Here is a 20,529-nt window from a genome sequence, read left to right on the forward strand (position 1 = left end):
CTATGGTCAAACATGGGCTTCAACGCAAAATCCAATACGGGATTCTAGTTTTTCTGGGGCTCTGTTTTTTATTGCCGCTGCTCTGGATCATCTTGGCTTCATTTGATCCGAACGCACAGCAGGGCATCAAAATGCCCAGTACCTGGACCATTCAAAATTTCAAGGATGTACTCGGGGATGCGAGCAATCTTCGTTCATTCGGTGTCGGCCTGATTCTGTCGGGAGGGCAAGCGATATTGGTTGTTCTGGTATCGGTGCTTGCTGCGTATCCTTTATCCCGTTATGAAATGAGATTCAAAAAAAGCTTCCTGTTATCCATTCTGTTCATGACAGCTCTTCCGATTACGGCCGTGATGGTTCCGGTATTTCAAATGTTTCTGTTCTTCAAAATGCAAAACAGCATCATTGCCACAATGCTGTTCCTGACCGCATCCTCACTTCCTTATGGCATCTGGATGATGAAAAACTTCATGGATTCGGTGCCAATTGATCTGGAAGAATCGGCATGGATTGACGGTGCGTCCGTATGGAATGGCTTGAGACGAATTGTGGCTCCGCTAATGTTGCCGGGTATTGCAACGATAGCGATATTTACCTTTTCGGGAAGTTGGGGTAACTTCTTCGTGCCCTACATCCTGCTCCAGACACCGGAGAAACTTCCGGCATCGGTCACCATTTATCAATTTTTCGGCAGCCACGGCATGGTTGAATACGGCAGATTGGCTGCATTTTCACTACTTTATACGATGCCTTCGGTTGTGCTATATATCTTCTCCCAGCGTTACATGTCCAAAGGCTTCAGCATGGGCGGGGCAACCAAAGGTTAATGACAGGAGGTACACAACATGACAACCCAAAAGACGGCACATCTCATCTCGCATACCCACTGGGACCGCGAATGGTATATGCCTTATGAACACCATCATGTACTGCTCATTGAACTGATGGATAAACTGCTGGATACGCTCGATCAGGACCCGGAATATCGTTATTTCCATCTGGATGGGCAGACGATTATTCGTGAAGATTATTTGCAGGTTCGGCCCGAACAGCAGGAGAGACTTGACCGCTATATTCGTGAAGGACGCATTCATTTTGGCCCATGGTATGTGTTACAGGATGAGTTTCTGACCAGCAGCGAAGCCAACTTGCGAAATCTGCTCATCGGGCATCGTGATGCTCGACCTTTGGGTGTGATATCCAAGACGGGATACTTCCCGGACTCATTTGGAAATATGGGACAGGCACCGCAGATCCTGCAGCAGGCGGACATTCAGAACGCGATCTTTGGACGTGGGGTGAAGCCTACCGGATTCAATAATGCGGTGGTTGATGCAGACAGTTACGAATCTCCCTATTCCGAGATGATCTGGCGCTCGCCGGACGGCTCGGAAGTGCTCGGCATTTTGTTCGCAAATTGGTACTGCAATGGGATGGAAGTTCCGGTTGATCCGGAGAAAGCCAAAGTATATTGGGATAAAAATCTGGCGGATGCCGAGAAGTTCGCCTCGACCTCACATCTGTTGTTCATGAATGGTTGTGATCATCAGCCGATCCAGACGGATCTACCCGAGGCTTTACGTACGGCGGCTACGTTGTATCCTGATGTGGAATTTATCCATTCGAATTTTGACGATTACATTGAGGCGGTTACGAAAAATGTCCCTGAGCATCTGGCGACCATCGAAGGCGAACTTCGCAGTCAGCACACGGATGGTTGGGGAACACTGGTGAATACGGCATCCGCAAGGGTTTATCTGAAACAATTGAATCAGCAGGGGCAGACGTTGCTTGAAAAAGTAGCCGAACCACTGGCCGCCATGGCCCATATCGCCGGGGTTAAAGATTATCCGCATCATCTGTTGACGCATGCATGGAAGATGCTGATGCAGAACCACCCGCATGATAGCATCTGCGGATGCAGTGTGGATGAGGTTCACCGTGAGATGGTGACCCGCTTTGCCAAGAGCAGACAGCTTGCAGAAAAGTTGGTTTCCCAGAGCGCGCAGGCGATTGCTGAGTCCATTCATATGCAAGCTTCTGAGACTTGGGGAGAGGAAGCAGTATTATTCACTGTGTTCAACACGAGTGGGTGGAATCGAAATGGAATCATTGAGATGGACCTGATTGTGGACAAAGCCTTTTTCCCGGAAGGACCTAATCCTCAGGCACTTGCGCAGAAGGTGGAAAAAGATGCACTGCCAGCATATCAGCTGGTCGATTCGGAGGGTCACACGTACTCGGCGGAAATCAAGGATCTGGGTGCACATTTTGGCTATGAACTTCCGAAGGATCGCTTCCGACAGCCTTATATGGCTCGTAAAGTAAGAGTAACCTTCCAGGCGGCGGATGTACCTTCGCTGGGTTATAAGACGTATGCTCTCATTCCAGTTAAGGAACAAACAGAGAGTGCTAAGATTACTGAAGTACCAGATACGAGCGAATTCGTCCGAGTTCAGGGCATGATGATGGAGAACGGTCATTTGCGGGTGACGATTGAAGAAAATGGTACGGCAACGATTGAAGATAAGGTCTCCGGTGCTGTATATAGGGGATTGAATTCATATGAAAATACCGGTGATATCGGCAATGAATACGTTTATCGTCAGCCTGACGGAGAGATGACGCTCACCACGGAGCATCTGAAGGCTGACCTGCGGATCCTCGAGCAGTCTCCGTATCGGGCAGTTATGGAAAGTGTACTACGCTGGGATATCCCGGCTGGAGCAGACGAACTGTTCGAGCTGGAAAAGCGCCAAATGGTTCCTTTTACAGAACGAAAGGCAGAGCGAGTCAAGAACACCGTCCCGCTGGTGATTACGACAACGTATACGTTGGAAGCAGGCAGTAATATGGTCAAGGTAAAATCTGAATTTAACAATCAGGCCAAGGATCATCGACTGCGCGCACTCTTTCCATCAGGACTGGTGACAGACGATCATTATGCGGATTCCATCTTTGAAATTGCCAAACGTTCAAACACACCGGCCAAAGAATGGGTGAATCCGAGTAATGCGCAGCATCAGCAAGCGTTTGTGCATGTGACCGATGGTGATTATGGCTTGATGATTGCAAACAAAGGGCTGAATGAATACGAGATTTTACAGCATGAAGAGGGCAGTACGATTGCGGTTACGCTGCTGCGTGCCTCCTCGGAACTGGGAGACTGGGGCGTGTTCGAGACACCAGAAGCCCAATGTCTGGGACAACAGCGTGTGGAATATGCGATTATTCCATTTGCAGGGGATGCAGCACAGTCAGGCGCATGTGCATCCGCATATATGTATCCCATTCCCTGGACGACTGTGCAGCTAGGGTCATTAGCACGCACCTATGAACAAGAAGCTCATGCTGGAGGAGCTGATGGGCAAAAGATTGAACTACCTCTAACGAAGCAATGGCTGGCATGGAATGCGCAAGGTTCGACACTGGCATTCTCCACACTGAAGATCGCGGAAGAAACCGGAGATGTGATTGCTCGCTGGTATAATCTGAATTCCGAATCAGTTGAGTTGAACGTGCATACTGGATTTGAATGTGAATCCGTCTATGAAAGCGATGTGCTGGAGCGAATTAAGGATACATTGAGAGAGGACAGCCAGACGATATCCGGGTTCAAGATTGTTACACAAGGTTATGCGTTGAGTTGACATTTGAACATTATTATCTTAGAAACCTCCTGTTCACGGTAGTGTGGACAGGAGGTTTTGTCATGTGCCCGCTAAGTGCGCCCACACCAAAGTGTTATGGGGAACTGCATGCATACCTAATAATATTCATGTCGTGATTTTATACATTTATTGTCGCGAGTTTCTATTAAAAATACATTAACTCTGTGATAACTTATAGATAAATGTCAGAATATTATATAATATGGAGGTAAAACAACAGTGACCATTCGAATTGGGAAAATTAGCTTGTGGCATGTTCACGCATGGGATTACATCAAGCAGGCACAGGAACATGAAGATACAGTCATCGCAGCGGTGTGGGATGAAGATGCCAAGCGGGGACAGGAAGCGGCTGAACGTTTAAACGTGCCATTCTATGCTTCACTCCAAGATATGCTGGCTAAGGATGACATCGATGCCGTTATTGTAGATGCGCCAACCCGCATTCATGAAGAAGTCATCACCGCAGCGGCAAAAGCTGGTAAACACATCTTCACGGAGAAAGTTATTGCAGCGACACAGGCGGAATCCAACAGAATCCTTGATGAGGTAAAGGCAAACAATGTCAAGATGACAGTCTCCTTACCACGTCTGAATGCAGGATATACGCTAACGATTCAGGATGTGCTTGACCAAGGGTTACTTGGTAAAGTGACGTATGTTAGAGCGCGTTTATCACATGATGGAGCCATTTCGAACTGGTTGCCTGAACACTTTTATGATCTGAAGGATTGTCAGGGCGGTGCGCTGATTGATCTGGGCTGCCATCCGATGTATCTGGCCAAACTGTTTCTGGGTCAGGAAGTAACGGAGGTTAATGCCAATTTTGGATACATTACAGGCAAGGAAGTGGAAGATAATGCTGTCGCAACCCTGTTTACGGATTCGGGAGCAATCGGCGTAGTCGAAGCTGGTTTTGTGAACAGCCATTCTCCGTTTACGATTGAGGTTCATGGTACGGAGGGTACACTTCTGTATGGAACACCTGATGACAAGTTATTGATTCGCACAAAAGCAGCACAGGGACAGTATCAAGAGTGGACGGAGCTTCCTTTGGCAGACAAAAGAGAAAGCGCATTCAATCAGTGGGTTTCACATATACAAAATGATACGGATGCAACTGAAAACGTACAGATCGCTATGGAGCTGACCCGGTTGATGGAAGCTGCGAATCTCTCTAACAAGGAAGGGCGCAAGATCGCTCTGAACGAGTTGAAGGGTTAGGTTTTATTAAGGAGGTGTGCAATCTTGAGCCTGTATCCTTATGAGAAAATGCTTGAACGGCAGGATCTCCTGGAGAGACTGGATATTTCAATGGTTTGGGGACATTATGAGATTCGCGTGATGCGATTTCATCTGACTTCTTTTCCAGCGGGCCGAGTTGTGGATTTCCATAATCATGCGGAGTTTGAGTTTCATTTTATCCCGAGAGGTAAAGGCAAAGTTATTCTCGATGATCAGGCGCATGCACTCTCGGAAGGGATGCTGTATCTGACTGGACCGGGTGTTGTTCATTATCAGGAGGCGGACGCCAAAGAGGACATGGATGAACTATGTCTTCATGTGGATATCGTTCACAAGCCAAGAGAGCATGTCGATCCCTGGGAAGCAGCTGAATCTGAGGAAACGATTGAAAAGCTGAGAACACTCCCGCATGCTCCGGTGAATGATTATCATCGGGCGATGCATTGTTTTTTGGAAGCCTATGAGGCCTGTGATCAGAAATTATTAGGTTATTATACATCGATCAAGCAACTGGTCATCAGCATATTACTCAAAACCGTGCGAGCATACGACACCGGAGGCAATCGACCGGAAGCCCCTGTCCGGGACATGTCGGCGTATCGTTATGAGTATGCAGTGCAGTATATGGAGGCGAATCATCCTACAGTGGTGACGCTGGAGCATGTAGCTGAGAAACTTCATATCAGCAGCAGACAATTGCAGCGAATCTTCTATCAAGTACAGCCGAAGATGCCGTTCAGCCGTGTACTGGAAGATATTCGTCTGCGCGCCGTGTGCCGCAATCTGGAGGAAAGTAACGTATCCATTGAACAGATCGCTCTTGCTTCAGGCTTCAATAATGCCAACTATTTGCATGCCGTATTTCGCAAACGTCTGGGGATGACCCCGTCGGCTTTTCGTAAAATGAAACAACCAATACTTAAGTGAGGGTGAATGTATATGAGTAAAGTATATCGTATCGGAATTATCGGCTGTGGTGGAATTGCAAATGGTAAACATCTGCCAAGTCTGAGTAAACTGGATAATGTTGAACTGGTGGCTTTCTGCGATATTGTTCAGGAACGTGCAGATGAAGCGAAACAAAAGTATGGCTCTACGGATGCTGAAGTTTATACCGATTATCAGGAATTGCTCAAGGATGACTCTCTGGATATTGTGCATGTACTTACACCGAATATCTCTCATGCCGAGATTTCCATTGCTGCCCTGGAAGCAGGCAAACATGTCATGTGTGAGAAGCCAATGGCGAAGACATCTGCTGAAGCGCAGCTCATGCTGGAAGCGGCAGAACGTACCGGCAAGAAATTGACCATCGGATACAACAATCGTTTCAGAGAAGACAGTCAGTATTTGAAGAAGGTGTGCGAAGCGGGTGATCTGGGGAATATTTATTTTGCCAAAGCACATGCGATCAGACGTAGAGCGGTGCCAACTTGGGGTGTTTTCCTGGATGAGGAGAAACAAGGTGGCGGCCCACTGATTGATATCGGTACACATGCACTCGATCTGACACTCTGGATGATGGATAACTATCAGCCCAAAGTCGTTCTGGGGACGACGTATCATGAGCTTTCGCAACGTGAAAATGCTGCCAATGCCTGGGGCCCGTGGGACCCGAAACAATTCTCCGTGGAAGACTCGGCCTTTGGCATGATTGTGATGGAGAATGGGGCAACGATCATGCTGGAATCCAGCTGGGCGCTTAACTCACTGGACGTGGATGAAGCGAAATGCAGCTTGAGCGGCAGCGAAGCGGGTGCGGATATGAAGAACGGACTGCGCATCAATGGCGAGAAATTCAGCCGTCTATATACCAATGAGATTGAACTGAGTGCTGGCGGGGTAGCTTTCTACGATGGCAAGAGCGAGAGCGCGCCGGATGTGGAGATGAGAAAGTGGATTGAAGCGATTGAGAACGATCAGGAACCGGTGGTTACACCAAAACAAGCGCTGGTTGTATCTCAGATCCTGGAAGCACTTTATGAATCTGCTCGTACAGGCAAGGCTGTATATTTGAATAACAATAAGGAAGCATAGAACAGACATAAACAAACAGATTACATAACCCTTTGTCCCGTTATTGGAGACAGAGGGTTTTTTGATGTTTTGGATTTCTAGCTATTGGTCCATACCAGACTCTATTTCGGCACATATGATGAGAGAAAAATGAGCTGAAAAGAGGTTGTGTCTTGACTAAACAGAAAACGAGTCATGGTGTTTCCATTGTGGTATGTACCAATCGGCCGCAATTTTTTGACAACATTCTGCAAAATTACAGTCGGCAGCGTTATAAAAGCAAAGAACTGATTATTGTCCTGAATCATGACCGCATGAATCTGGCATTATATCAAAAGCGTGTTCGGAATCTTGCCAATGTTCATGTTTATCAGGTTCCGGAGAGCATTTCATTAGGACAAAGCTTGAACGCTGGCATGACAAAGGCTCGCTTTTCGTTAATTGCCAAATTTGATGATGATGACTACTATTCGCCGTATTATTTGACAGAACAGGTGAGAGAACTTAGACGGACTCAAAGTGATATCGTGGGCAAACATTCGTGCCTGGTATACTTGGGTGCGTCCAAGACACTGTTGGTCAGATCTCCCGCTGAAAAAAATAAACCGGTTGAATTTGTGCAAGGGGGTACAATTTTATTCAAAAGGGAGGTCTTGAAAAAAGTCCGCTTCACCGACCGTTCAATAGGGGAAGATGTAACCTTCCTGAGACAATGCAGGAAAAGAGGATTCAAAGCTTACGCGACCTCACCATTCAATTATGTCTATCACCGCAGACAGAACAAAAAAAGTCATACGTGGAGAGCGAATGATAACTTTTACCTGGAAGGAAGTACCAAGCTTGCGGTTACGGAAGATTTCAGATCCTTTGCTGATAAGAAGGTATAGAAGTTACCACAAAATAGCGAAAGGGAAGATGCATCTGCCAATTGCAGATGCGTCTTTTTTGTGCCTGAATGCTTCAATTTGGAGGTGCCGAGAAAAAAAGTTGAATTTACTTGAAAAAAAGTATTGCATATAAGTTTAGTCGGAATTATATTAATGGTATAAGGTCTAGACCATATACAGATCGGAGTGTTTAGATGTCGAGTACGTTTTCATTTCGTTTTGAGAAAGTATCCACCAAAAAGGTCAGTGAATTCATTAGAGAACAACTGGAAGAAGCCATTATTTTGAAAGAATTGATGAGTGAAGAACAACTTCCAGCCGAGCGAGATCTGGCAGAGATTTTTAATGTAAGTCGCATTACGGTTCGTGAGGCACTCTCTTCACTGGAAGAGAAAGGTTTGATTGAGAAAAGGGTGGGTGCCAAAGGCGGAACATTTGTACTGCCTCTGACAGCCAATTCGCATAAACGGACCAGAGAAGAAATTAAACGGGATTGGTCACAGATGCTGAAGGTGTTTGAATATCGAACCATCATTGAGCCCGAGGGAGCTTTTCTCGCTGCTGAGCGGATCACCGCAGGCGAACTGGAGCTGCTTGAGGGCTACATGGAGCAAAGTATAGAGCCAGATTGCACAAGGGAATGGTTCAGGGCACTGGATGTGAAATTTCATCTGACCATCGCCAAAGCTTCGGGGAATCCATATTGCGAGAGAGCGGTCAGACAGATCCGGACCAAAATCAATCCGGCACTGGACTTGATGCCTTATGATGACCGGATCCGTACCGTCAACCACGGTGTACATATGGAGATTCTTGAAGCGCTGAAAGCACATGACAGGGTCAAATCCCGGGAGACGATGAAAAGACATATCGAATTCTCGGCTGACGCGATCTATGCCCGTTTGGTTTCTGAATCAGATCAAAATGAAGGGAATGACAGCAAATGAATCGTTCAGAACTGATACAGCTGGCTCAGCCACTACAAGCCCAGTTAAGCGCCTGGCGCAGAGATCTGCATCGGCATCCGGAGATTGGTTACGAGGAGCATCGTACATCCTCTATCGTAGCTGAACATCTGGAAAGCCTGGGACTGGAAGTTACACGCAATGTGGGACAGACCGGGGTTACAGGCCTGCTTCGCGGAGAGACCGAAGGACCAACCTTTGCCTTGCGCGCAGACATGGATGCTCTGCCAATCCAGGATCAGAAAGCGGTGGAATATCGCTCACAAGTAGAAGGCAAAGCGCATCTGTGTGGACATGACGCTCACACTTCCATTCTGATGGGGGCTGCCCAACTGCTTACAGGCCTTGGAAGACCGAAATCAGGCAACATCAAATTCATTTTCCAGCCAGCGGAAGAAGGACTTGCAGGGGCAAGAGCCATGATTCAGGATGGTGTTCTGGAGAATCCGAAGGTTGATGCCATCGCAGGGTTACACATGACCCCTGGACAGGACACGGGAACCTTGGGTGTAAGTCAGGGCGTTGCATTTGCATCAGCTGATCCCTTGATTATTAAGGTGTTTGGCAAGGGTGGACATGCAGCTCGTCCGCATGAGGGCATTGACGCGATTGCGGTATCCGCTCAGGTCATCACCGCCTTGCAAAATATCGTCAGTCGGATGGTCGATCCGCTTGAACCCGCTGTAGTCACCATTGGCAAAATCACCGGAGGTTATATGGGAACAGCCATCGCCCCCGAAGTGGAGATGATCGGTACGGTTCGTACACTCTCACCTGCCATTCGTGAACGGATGCCAGCTTTGATCGAGCAGGTTGTCAAAGGGGTCTGTGATTCTTTCGGAGCAGGATGCGAAGTCGTATATGGAGATGGATACCCTGTTGTCGTGAATGATCTCGGCATGGTTGACCTGCTGACAGAGACCTGCAATCAGGTTAATGCGGAGAAGGGATGGAACTATATCAAACCTTCCACAGGGGGCGAGGATTTCGCTTTTTATTGTGAACAGATTCCGGGTGTGTTTTTCAGACTAGGATCTGGTAATGATGAGGAACGTACTCGTTATCCGCTCCACCATCCCATGTTTGATCTCGATGAGACAGCGATGCCGTATGGTGTGGGTATGTTGTCTGCAGTTGCACTTGAATTTTTGGCTAGGAATACAACTTCTGAGGGGGAGCAATCACAATGAAAAAAAGACAATGGACAGGCTTATGGATCACGTTACTGGCAATCGTAATGGTGCTTAGCGCCTGCGGAGGAAAAACGACAAGCACAGATGACAATGCCGCAACAGAAGGAACGGGCAGTGGAAGCGCAAGTACAACATTGACCATTGCCGCGGCTACAGATATTGAGAGTTTTGATCCGCACAACAACAACAATACATCCAGTGAGGCGGTTCTGGTCAACGTTTTTGATTATTTGATCAAAAATGACAGTGAGCAGAAAAAAGTTGCAGGACTTGCGACTTCATGGGATCAGGTTGATGATACAACATGGAGATTCAAGCTGCGTGAAGGTGTGACCTTCCACAATGGCGATCCATTTACTTCGGCAGATGTAAAATACACGCTGGAGCGCGTAGCCAAGGACGAGACACTGAAACAAAACAGTTATTTCAAAAATATCGTAGAAGTTAAAGCGGTGGATGACTATACCGTAGACATCATCACGGATGGTCCAGATCCGTTGCTCCTGAATCGTTTGTCCAAGATGGGAGCTGGTATTCTGCCAGCAAAATATATTGCGGATAAAGGATTCGATGCATTCCTGAAGCAACCGGTAGGCACAGGTCCTTACAAGTTCAGTAAATGGACGAAAGATGATCGTGTGGAACTGGTGAAAAACGAGAACTACTTCGACGGTGAACCAAAATGGAATGAAGTGGTATTCCGCGTTATTCCTGAAGCCTCCACGCGTGTATCCGAATTGCTTGCTGGTGGTGTAGATGTTGCGTCTTCCATTCCATCCACTGACATTGCCCGGATTGAAGGTGAAGCAGACAAAAAGATTGTCAAAGCGCCAATCCAGCGTGTGCTTCAGTTGATCTTCCGTCAGACAGAAGGCAGCATCACGGCTGATCCGAAAGTCCGTGAAGCGATTGATCTGGCTATCGACAAACAAGGCATTGTAGACAGCATTGCCGGCGGTGCAGGTATCGTAACCCGCACATCCGTAACACCAGGCAACTTCGGTGCGGATCCTTCATTGTACAAAACGTCACTCTATGATCAAGAAAAAGCAAAACAATTGCTGCAAGAAGCTGGCTATGCTGAAGGTGAAGCCGAGATGACCATCTCCGTTTCCGCTCAGTATAAAGAACAGGCTGAAGTTGTTGCAGCGATGCTGGAACAAGCCGGATTCAAAATCAATCTGGATGTCCTGGAAGCAAGTGCATTCAGTGAACGTTACAGCTCCAAATCATTCAAAGAAATCTTCATGATCGGTATTGGTAACTCCTTGTTCGATGCTTCGAATAACTACAATCGTTATATGTTGGATGAAGCCAAAGGTGAGTCGGATTACAACAATCCTGAAGTAGAAAAATTGCTTCAATCTGCATTGGTGAACATGGACCCAACGGCTCGGGAGAAAGAGTATCAGCAAGTGCAGCAGATTTTCTCTGAAGAACGCCCAGCGGTATATCTGTACCAAATGGAAGGTGTCTACGGAACCAATGCCAAAGTGAACTTCGCGCCGCGGAGTGACGAGATGTTCTATGCTGACGAGATTACACCTGTTGCACAGTAACATCGGGTATAATAACCGGTCATTGAAAAGATAAGGCCGTGAACGGCAGGGACTGGATAACCATGTTCCTGCCGTTCTTTTTCTTAACAAGGGAGGTGAACAAGGAATGGGCAGATACGTACTTAAGTCATTACTACAGATCATTCCGGTGCTGTTCATTGTTTCATTAATTGTGTTCATTTTGGTTCGAGTTACCGGTGATCCGGTTGCGCTAATGTTGCCCGAAACGGCTACCGCTGAAGATCGTGCTGTCTTGACGCAGGCACTCGGTTTGGACCAGCCTTTATATACGCAATACGTGAAGTTTCTGGGCAGTGCGATCCAGGGAGACTTTGGTCAGTCTTTCCGTTACAATCAGCCTGCATTGGAGCTTGTGCTGGAGAGATTGCCTGCCAGCTTTGAACTGGCCGTAGCCGCGATGTTTTTTGCCGTACTTATGGCTGTGCCACTTGGGGTCATTTCAGCTGTTAAACGTAACACGTTTACCGATCTCATCATTTCAGGAATATCCGTCATTGGTAAGGCAATGCCAAACTTCTGGATGGGGATTATGCTTATCCTCTTGTTCTCCGTCATGCTGGGCGTATTGCCGGTATCTGGTCGCGGAGGATTGTCACATCTGATCTTGCCGGCATTTACACTCGGCGTTGGACTGGCTGCCCAGATGACTCGACTGATTCGTTCAAGCATGCTGGAGATTCTGAATCAGGACTATATTCGAACAGCCCGCAGCAAGGGGCTTGGCCGAATGGTTGTCATTGTAAAACATGCATTTCGGAATGGATTGATTCCGGTTGTGACGATTATGAGTTTGCAATTTACAAGTCTGATCGGGGGAACCTTGATTACGGAAACGGTATTCTCCTGGCCTGGACTGGGTCAATTACTGGTTGTTGCAGTCAACACGCATGATATGGCGATTGTACAAGCCGCTGTGTTTGTCATTGCGGTCATCGTTGTAGTAACCAATATCTTGACGGATGTAGCCTACAGGTTACTTGATCCGCGTATCAAATACGACTAGAAGGAGGTGCAATCATATGACAGGCAGCAATGAAATGCCAATTCCGGGTACAGAACAGGAACAGGACCATGGGCGTGCACCAACGGGATTTCGTTATATCTGGCAACAATTGATCATCAGCAAGACCGGAATGTTTGGTGCTGTGCTTGTATTGTTGGTTGTGTTAATTGCCATAGGTGCACCTCTATTAACGAGTCATGATCCGGCAGCGGTGAATCCGCTCAATCGTCTGAAACCACCAGCATGGCTTGAGGGCGGAACGGCCGAATACTGGCTCGGTACGGATAATCTGGGTAGAGACATGTGGAGCCGAATTGTATATGGTGCTCGGGTTTCCTTAATCGTGGGTATGGGTGCAGTGATTGTGTCCGGAATCATTGGTGCCATTCTGGGGCTGATATCCGGATTTTACGGGAAATGGGTGGATGCTGTCATCATGCGTGTAGGTGATGCATTCATGGCGATTCCAACCATTCTGTTCATGCTTGTTGTGATGGCGATTGTCGGCCCGGGTATTACGACGCTGATCTTTGTCATCGGGGTGACAAACTGGGTCCCATTCACACGTGTGGTAAGAAGTGAGGTTCTGAGTATCAAAGAGCGGGATTTTGTTCATGCAGCCAGATCCATTGGTGCGAAGAATGGAAGACTGATTCTGAAACACATTCTGCCGAATATCCTCTCATCCTTTATCGTGATCTGCGGTATGAATGTTGGCACGACGATTATTATGGAAGCTTCACTCAGTTTCCTGGGTCTGGGTATCAAACCACCCGATGTATCCTGGGGAGGGATGCTCAGTGATGGCAGACAATACGTTGCAACAAGCTGGTGGGTCGCTACATTCCCGGGACTAGCCATTACATTTACCGTACTCGGTGTTATTTTCCTTGGTGATTGGCTGCGTGATGTGCTTGATCCACGTACGGAGACAACCCATAAATAAACGGAGAAGGGAGCCATCATTATGAGTCAAAGACCAATTCTGCCGGAGGATCTGGTTCACTATCGTTGGATCAGCCAGCCAGTAATCAGTCCGAACGGACAAGTGGCATATGTGGAACAGACCATAGATCAGGATAAAAACGAATATAACACGCAAATTCGAGGGATCTCGCTCGATGGTCAAGAAGATATTGCACTTTCGGATGGAACAAAGGATTCCTCACCTGCTTGGTCGCCAGACGGCACACAGCTCACTTTTATTCGCTCACTGGATGGTGGCAAAGGACTATGGACACTCCATTCAGATCAAAAAGAGCCGGTCATGCTGATATCTCCTGCATGTAAAATATTGAATTATATCTGGTCTCCGAACGGGGAGTACATTGCGTTTACCAGCAAGGTGCAACCGGAGGACCAACAGAAGAAGAAAGCTGACGACCAACAGGAGCCACCTGCACCTGTGTTGAGAGGTAAGGTCTTTGAGCGTACAACGCCGAAGGCGGAAGGGTCCGGCTGGTGGGATGGTCAATACAGCCATTTGTTTGTATATGAGATGACAAGCGGGGAGATCACGCAGGTGACATCCGGGTTATGGAATATCAGTGCGCCGGCATGGTCGCCGGATAGCCAGTATCTTTCCTTCATATCCAAGCAAGTGGAAGATCAGGAACTCGATGCGGATCTGCTCTATTTTACAGATGTATACAGCATTCGATGGGGAGAGAGTGATCTCTTCAAAGTGACGGATTCCAGTCTGACAATAAGCCAGTTTTCCTATTCACCTGACGGACAGCAACTCATCCTGATTGCCAGTGATCGCGAATACGGGAGTGGGAGCCTCAACAGCTTATATGCTGTCCCTGTTCATCGGGGGGAACCCAGGATAATTGCACCGCAGTTAGATATGCAGATTGGTAACGCAGCACTGGGGGATATGAAGTCAGCAGCTGCATCACCTTCTCCGATCTCGGATGCCCATCGTCCGGAACGTGGTGTATATGTACTCGGAACGCATAATGGGAATGTGGACGTGTATCGCATTCAGGAAGATGGAGCTTGTCAACTCGTAACGGGCGCGGGTGAAAAGGATGTGTATCAGTATACCTTAACGCCAGACGGTACGACGTTGGTTATCGCTGCATTGACGGACGGACATCCTGGAGAGTTATACCGCGTGAATATCGACAATGGTGAAATGTTTAGACTCACTAGGCGGAATGACGAATTCATGGCTGATTTAGAAGTAAATGTACCTGTTCGTGTAGAGTTTAAGTCTTCCGATGGATGGCCGATTCAAGGTTGGTTAGCGAGACCGGCAATACGTGATACCAATGGAAAGCTGCCGCTGATTTTACAGATTCATGGTGGACCTCACGCGATGTATACGGGAACATACAGTCATGAGATGCAGACACTTGTTGCGCAAGGGTACGCTGTGTTATGGGTTAATCCACGGGGAAGTATGGGATATGGCCAGGAGTTTGCCAGAGCTTGCCGTGGCGACTTTGCCGGAGGGGATTACCGGGATCTGATGGAAGCTGTTGATCATGCCCTGGCTACTTATGATATCCTTGATGCATCACGTCTGGGCGTCGCAGGTGGCAGTTATGGCGGAGTCATGACCAACTGGATCGTAGCGCACACACATCGCTTCAAGGCGGCTGTAACCCAGCGTTGCATCTCCAACTGGTTGTCCATGTATGGAACGAGCGATATCGGAATTTCCTATGTGGAGGGAGTCATTGGCGGCAATCCAGCGGAAAACGCTGAATTCCTGTGGTCTCGCTCACCTCTTGCCCATGCACGTCACATTGAGACGCCACTTCTGATCATGCACGGAGAGCAGGACTATCGGACACCAATTGCCCAAGCGGAAGAATTATATACTACCCTAAAACGATACGGTAAAAAGACCAAACTCATTCGTTATCCAGGCTCCAACCACAGTTTGCTCAAAAGTGGTAAACCTTCACTGCGGATTGATAGCTTCGAACAGGTGAATGCCTGGTTCAATCAGTATCTCGGGAATGAGGAGGGCGAGCAATGAGTCGAACTCAGCTGTCCATTCCTGTCGGGCTCCTTGTAGAGAATGTTCTGACAAGTGGGTTACCGGGAGAAGTGATTATTGAATGTTTACAACGTCGGGACTATGTCCGGTTGTTGCCTCTGGTTAAGGAATCCGCGATGGATTTTGATGAAAGATTACAGACAGCAGCTGATATCGGAGACGATTGGGAAAAGGCGATACGGCAAGGTTATGAGTTCAAGTTTTTGCATATTAACGGGTTGAAGCGATTGCTCGATTTCCGGTTTGACCGTAAGGTGGATCGGGATTATGTTCAAGATGAACTGTCACTGAAACATATTCAACTGACCGCAGAAGAGATTGAATTGCTACAATCGTTAATTGGCAGGCAGTGGATCGTGCAACTAGAAGAAACAGAGGCAGCAGAAGAAGGCACAACAGAGAGCAATGGCAAGTCGTCCTCCTGCATTCCTGTCCGTATTCAACTGAAATTCCCATAATCGGACCAGTAGAAACCGCGATGATCGCGGTTTTTTTTGGTATGTACAGGTAGAAATGTGGACGACGGAATTCAAAAGTTGAAATGGCGCTTTGGATGATTTATATTTATATTAAATGATATTTTTATCTATCAAAAACACAGATGAAAAAGGGGGAAACCTAGGATGTCCATTCAAAATGTTCTGGGAAAAATTCAAATCTCGGATGATGTGATCTCCAAAATTGTGGGCAAGATCGCGAATACCACCAGTGAGATTTCCTCCATGTCGACAGGACTTGTAGAAGGCATCACCAAAAAGTGGAGTGGCAAAAGTCTGCAAAATGGCATTGCCATTCGCAACGTAGAATCCAGACTGGAGATCAACCTAAAGGTTGTGATTCGTTATGGAACAAAAGTGCATGAAGTCTGCAGGGAATTGCAAAACAATGTGAGAGTGCATGTGGAACAATTGACCGGGTTAACCATTGATACGGTGAATGTAATCGTTGAGGGTATATCATTCCACCAATCTGATGTGAGGCTTTAATCCAATTTCAGCTACCTAGAGGAGTGACAGCGATGAATAAGATTTCCATTATAAAAGCCAGTCCACCTGTCGAAATTTTCCCTTACGGTTAAAAAGGAAAATCTACTAGCTATTAAACTGTATGAACGTATGGGTTACCAGAGAGTGGGGGAAATCAACAAACCTTCGCTGTCCCTGTACCGAATGTGCAAAATACTGGTGTAGTGCACATACATAAGCCCACATTGGAACAGTTAGATGTGTGGGGTTAGAGGGACGCTATATGCGTTCCTTTTGTCGTTTTAAGATCATTCTCATAAAAAAGTAACTTGACTTTTGTATGGGTTTAAGCAGGTACTTGACAGGGGTGTGGTATAGTATAAAAAGTTGTTTTAATGAAGAAAGACGGAGAAATATACAATGTGGGGTGTAACCAGTGTATCAATATAAAGATCAGGAATATGAAGCAGTGCATTTTGAGGGACGTGATCTGCGCTATGGAGAACTCATAAGTTGTATTTTCAAACAATGTACGTTCATGAATGCTTCTATGGAAGAGATTGAGACAAGTAACTGCCGTTTTATCGAGTGTGACTTCAAAGGAGCTTCCATGAATGGTTCAATTCATACGGAATCGGCTTTTGAAAACTGCACCTTTGGTGGTGCGAATCTATTTGCTTCCAAATTCAGTTCTTGCAAGATGACGGGATCGGACTTTTCCGGTGCGCAAATGGATGGGATTACACTAACTCACGGCGATTGGTCTTATACGAATCTGAGACATACCCGATTAGGCAAACAGGATTTGCGAGGAATTCGTTTTTTTGAAGCTGACTTTACGGACACCGATTTCACCAAAGCGGATCTGAGAGACTGTGATCTTACCCGTGTTGTATTAAGCAGAGCTAAGCTGCAAGGGGCGGATCTAAGAGGGGCTAACCTGGAAGGCATCGATCTGAAATCACTCGATATCAAAGGTGTTCGTTTGGATCGCGAACAAGCCGTTCTGTTTGTGCGCTCGTATGGTGCGAAAGTAGATTGAATTAAACATACACTGCATGAAGTCGCCCTTAAGGCGGCTTTTTTGACTTTAAAATCTTTCACAATCAGGAAAATAGGAGGGAATACTAGATATAAACAAGAAGTAGCTAAATCATTCATGATATTGTACAGACTTCATCCAGTATGGATGGAAGGCCGGGCGTGCGATTGGATTTAACTGTAACCCAAGTTGACGGCCGCACCTTTCCAACCATTGTAGAAACTTATATCCCGATCACACATATACCCCATTTTCAGAAAGGAAATATGATTAACGTAAGGTACATGACGATGGGGAATGAACGAAAAGTTGAGGTTGAGGATGCTTATGTTCCTTAAGCAAAAAAGAGAATAACTCGGTTCAGGAGGATGTTTTTTTGAAGTTAATTCAAACATATGATGTGGATCTAAGTGAAGAATGGTCAACTCTTCTGCAAGAATTACTTGTTGCCAGTTTTCCAGAGGTTTATCCAAAAGACAGATTGTTCTTTAAGCAAATACCACAGGGCAGAATATTGGCATTCACCCTAGATAACCAACTAGTTGGACAAGTAGGACTGGATTACAGGATGATGAATTTAAATGGAACACCCATAAGAGTGTTGGGGATCATCGATTTGTGTGTTTCTCCGGCTGTTCGTTCTCAAGGAATCGCTTCTTTGTTAATATCCGAAGTGGAACGAGTGGCCCAAGGGCGTGTTGATTTTGTCCTTTTATTTGCGGATCACGATGAACTGTACAGAAAAAATGGATTCAAAACGGTGAGCAACACATGTAAGTGGTTGAAAATTGATCATGAAACCTTAACCACAGTTGGAGTTGGGACTCAAATGGTGGAGGGGTTAATGATTAAAGAAGTGGGAAGCGTGCCATGGGATGAAGGAGAACTCGATTTTTTAGGATATTTATATTGATCAAGGTCGGGTATAAGATGAGGTTTTTCTGAGTTCTCGCCTTGACCCGTGTTGTTGTTCCATGTTACGTTTTCTGTATTCAAATTTTGAGCTTTCAAAGGGGTGATAAAGTGATGACTGAATTAGAGGTTGTAGATGTTTATGTGGACCTGTCAACGAACATGAACATTGGCATGGTTCACAATATTACTAATCAGAATCCGACACTTTGTCCTCCTATGCATAGATCTACTTGGCACTGAACGTTATATCGCCAGGTTCCTTTATCGTATAAGCGAATCTAAATTCTGATTATGTTCAAATATTAAAGTGAGGGAATCCATGCCATGTTTAATGGTGAATCCCGTCTATTTACTTTTATATTTCACATAAGAAGGATGATCTGCATGTCTTTAATTAACGTTACCAACCTGACCTTTGCCTACGAAGGCAGTTACGATAATATATTTGAAAATGTTAGTTTTCAGTTAGACTCCGATTGGAAATTGGGTTTTACCGGAAGGAACGGCAGAGGCAAAACAACCTTCCTCAATTTGTTACTAGGCAAATATGAATATAGTGGGCATATCTCTGCGAATGTTAGCTTTGAATACTTTCCTTTCCAGGTAGAGAATAAGGGAGCCATGACCCTCGATGTCATCGGCGAGATTCATCCTGAATATCTGCACTGGCAGGTTGTGCGCGAGTTTAACCTGTTGAAGGTGTCGGAAGATGTACTGTATCGGCCTTTCGATACGTTATCCAACGGAGAACAAACAAAGGTGATGCTGGCTGCTTTGTTCCTGAAGGATAATCGGTTTCTGCTCATTGATGAACCTACCAATCATCTTGATCTTCATGCGAGACAAATCGTAAGTGATTATCTCCGCAGCAAGAGTGGGTTTATTTTGGTGTCTCATGATCGATCCTTCCTGGATCAAAGTGTAGACCACATCCTTTCCATCAATAAGAGTAACATCGAGATTCAGAAAGGCAATTTCTCCGCCTGGTGGGAAAATAAACGAAGACAAGATCAGTTTGAACTTGCAAGTAATGAGAAATTAAAGAAGGACATCAAGCGTTTATCCGATTCAGCCAAACGGACCGGTGGATGGTCGCATGAAGTAGAAAAGACCAAAAATGGTACGAGAAATTCCGGTTCCAAGGTGGATAAAGGATATATTGGGCATAAGGCTGCCAAAATGATGAAACGTTCCAAAAATATTGAACAAAGGCAGCAATCTGCGATTCAAGAGAAATCCAAACTTCTCAAAAATATCGAGAGTGCAGAACGACTACAGATTCATCAGCTGGATTTTCACAAGCATGAACTTGTCGAATTGGAGCATGTATCCATATCGTACGGTGCCAATACCGTGTGCAAAGATGTCAGTATCACGGTTGAAAAAGGGGAACGTATTGCCCTTTATGGTAAAAATGGATCGGGCAAATCAAGCATTCTTAAACTGATTTGTGGTGAAGATATTGCTTATACAGGTCTTTTCCGAAAGGATCATCAGCTTAAAATATCGTATGTGTCGCAGGACACGTCCGATCTCGGAGGATATTTATCTGAGTATGCAGCCACACAGGGGATTGATGAGAGCTTGTTCAAATCGATCCTCCGAAAGTTGGATTTCTCCAGACTGCAATTGGAGAAAGATATCTCAACATTTAGCGCAGGTCAAAAAAAGAAGGTACTCATTGCCAAAAGTCTTAGTGAAAAAGCTCATTTGCATATATGGGATGAACCACTGAACTTTGTGGATGTCATTTCACGTATGCAGATCGAAGACCTGCTGCTGGAATATTCACCGACCCTGCTTTTTGTAGAGCATGACAGTGAATTTTGCGCCAATATTGCTACAAGAATCATTGAACTATAAACAACAGACTGCGTTAAAAGATAACGATCCTAAGAGCCGCCGAATGGCGGCTTTTAAGCTTTATATGAGTATAACAGTAGCGTGTAACGTTCAGACTGCGATATGGTGAGAATGTATGCTATAATTTTATGAACTCATCCAATCATATGATGGATGAATCGATCATTTGTA

At 46.1% G+C, this 20,529-nt stretch carries 17 protein-coding genes and 1 pseudogene; all 18 read left to right on the plus strand.

Annotated elements, in window-relative coordinates:
- Nucleotides 1–2: 2 nt before the first annotated feature.
- The 18 genes and pseudogenes from ACE3K2_RS09770 to ACE3K2_RS09855 all read left to right on the plus strand — a co-directional run bounded on the left by ACE3K2_RS09770 (nt 3) and on the right by ACE3K2_RS09855 (nt 20,358).
- Nucleotides 3–827, plus strand: a complete 825-nt coding sequence (locus tag ACE3K2_RS09770; protein WP_339302599.1) for a carbohydrate ABC transporter permease — start codon at nt 3–5, stop codon at nt 825–827.
- A gap of 18 nt (nt 828–845) precedes the next feature.
- A complete protein-coding gene (locus tag ACE3K2_RS09775; protein ID WP_421889292.1) occupies nt 846–3,650 on the plus strand; it encodes an alpha-mannosidase in 2,805 nt (934 codons plus the stop codon).
- 240 nt (nt 3,651–3,890) lie between these two features.
- Nucleotides 3,891–4,895, plus strand: a complete 1,005-nt coding sequence (locus tag ACE3K2_RS09780) for a Gfo/Idh/MocA family protein (protein ID WP_421889294.1) — start codon at nt 3,891–3,893, stop codon at nt 4,893–4,895.
- A 24-nt stretch (nt 4,896–4,919) separates the two neighbouring features.
- A complete protein-coding gene (locus ACE3K2_RS09785) occupies nt 4,920–5,843 on the plus strand; it encodes an AraC family transcriptional regulator (protein ID WP_421889296.1) in 924 nt (307 codons plus the stop codon).
- Nucleotides 5,844–5,855: 12 nt separating this feature from the next.
- On the plus strand, nt 5,856–6,953 hold the full coding sequence (locus tag ACE3K2_RS09790; RefSeq protein WP_421889298.1) for a Gfo/Idh/MocA family protein: 1,098 nt from the start codon (nt 5,856–5,858) through the stop codon (nt 6,951–6,953).
- A gap of 152 nt (nt 6,954–7,105) precedes the next feature.
- Nucleotides 7,106–7,819: a glycosyltransferase gene (locus tag ACE3K2_RS09795; RefSeq protein ID WP_421889300.1), complete on the plus strand. Its 714-nt coding sequence runs from the start codon at nt 7,106–7,108 to the stop codon at nt 7,817–7,819.
- 194 nt (nt 7,820–8,013) lie between these two features.
- Entirely contained in the window at nt 8,014–8,766 is a 753-nt protein-coding gene (locus tag ACE3K2_RS09800) for a FadR/GntR family transcriptional regulator (RefSeq protein ID WP_421889302.1), read from the plus strand.
- A complete protein-coding gene (locus ACE3K2_RS09805; protein WP_421889304.1) occupies nt 8,763–9,974 on the plus strand; it encodes a M20 metallopeptidase family protein in 1,212 nt (403 codons plus the stop codon). The genes ACE3K2_RS09800 and ACE3K2_RS09805 overlap by 4 nt, the downstream gene beginning before the upstream one ends.
- Nucleotides 9,971–11,536 carry an ABC transporter substrate-binding protein gene (locus tag ACE3K2_RS09810; RefSeq protein ID WP_421889306.1) on the plus strand — a complete coding sequence of 522 codons (1,566 nt, stop codon included), beginning with the start codon at nt 9,971–9,973 and terminating at the stop codon, nt 11,534–11,536. The genes ACE3K2_RS09805 and ACE3K2_RS09810 overlap by 4 nt, the downstream gene beginning before the upstream one ends.
- A 106-nt stretch (nt 11,537–11,642) precedes the next feature.
- Nucleotides 11,643–12,560, plus strand: coding sequence for an ABC transporter permease (locus ACE3K2_RS09815; RefSeq protein ID WP_278295326.1), 918 nt, complete (start codon nt 11,643–11,645; stop codon nt 12,558–12,560).
- A 16-nt stretch (nt 12,561–12,576) separates the two neighbouring features.
- Entirely contained in the window at nt 12,577–13,506 is a 930-nt protein-coding gene (locus tag ACE3K2_RS09820) for an ABC transporter permease (protein WP_421889308.1), read from the plus strand.
- A gap of 21 nt (nt 13,507–13,527) precedes the next feature.
- Nucleotides 13,528–15,552: a prolyl oligopeptidase family serine peptidase gene (locus ACE3K2_RS09825; RefSeq protein WP_421889310.1), complete on the plus strand. Its 2,025-nt coding sequence runs from the start codon at nt 13,528–13,530 to the stop codon at nt 15,550–15,552.
- Nucleotides 15,549–16,031: a hypothetical protein gene (locus tag ACE3K2_RS09830; RefSeq protein WP_421889312.1), complete on the plus strand. Its 483-nt coding sequence runs from the start codon at nt 15,549–15,551 to the stop codon at nt 16,029–16,031. Before ACE3K2_RS09825 ends, ACE3K2_RS09830 begins: the two co-directional genes overlap by 4 nt.
- A 165-nt stretch (nt 16,032–16,196) precedes the next feature.
- Complete coding sequence (locus ACE3K2_RS09835; protein ID WP_421889314.1) at nt 16,197–16,559, plus strand: Asp23/Gls24 family envelope stress response protein; 363 nt, start codon at nt 16,197–16,199, stop codon at nt 16,557–16,559.
- Nucleotides 16,560–16,628: 69 nt separating this feature from the next.
- Nucleotides 16,629–16,763 (plus strand): annotated as a pseudogene (locus ACE3K2_RS09840) (GNAT family N-acetyltransferase); the annotation flags it as partial.
- A gap of 211 nt (nt 16,764–16,974) precedes the next feature.
- Entirely contained in the window at nt 16,975–17,580 is a 606-nt protein-coding gene (locus ACE3K2_RS09845; RefSeq protein WP_421889316.1) for a pentapeptide repeat-containing protein, read from the plus strand.
- 376 nt (nt 17,581–17,956) lie between these two features.
- Nucleotides 17,957–18,493: a GNAT family N-acetyltransferase gene (locus ACE3K2_RS09850; RefSeq protein WP_421889318.1), complete on the plus strand. Its 537-nt coding sequence runs from the start codon at nt 17,957–17,959 to the stop codon at nt 18,491–18,493.
- Nucleotides 18,494–18,879: 386 nt separating this feature from the next.
- Nucleotides 18,880–20,358 (plus strand): Lsa family ABC-F type ribosomal protection protein, encoded by a 1,479-nt coding sequence (locus tag ACE3K2_RS09855; RefSeq protein WP_421889320.1) that lies wholly within the window; start codon nt 18,880–18,882, stop codon nt 20,356–20,358.
- The last annotated feature ends 171 nt before the right edge of the window (nt 20,359–20,529 follow it).

Source organism: Paenibacillus sp. (genome assembly GCF_048976745.1).
Taxonomy (GTDB): Bacteria; Bacillota; Bacilli; order Paenibacillales; family Paenibacillaceae; genus Paenibacillus.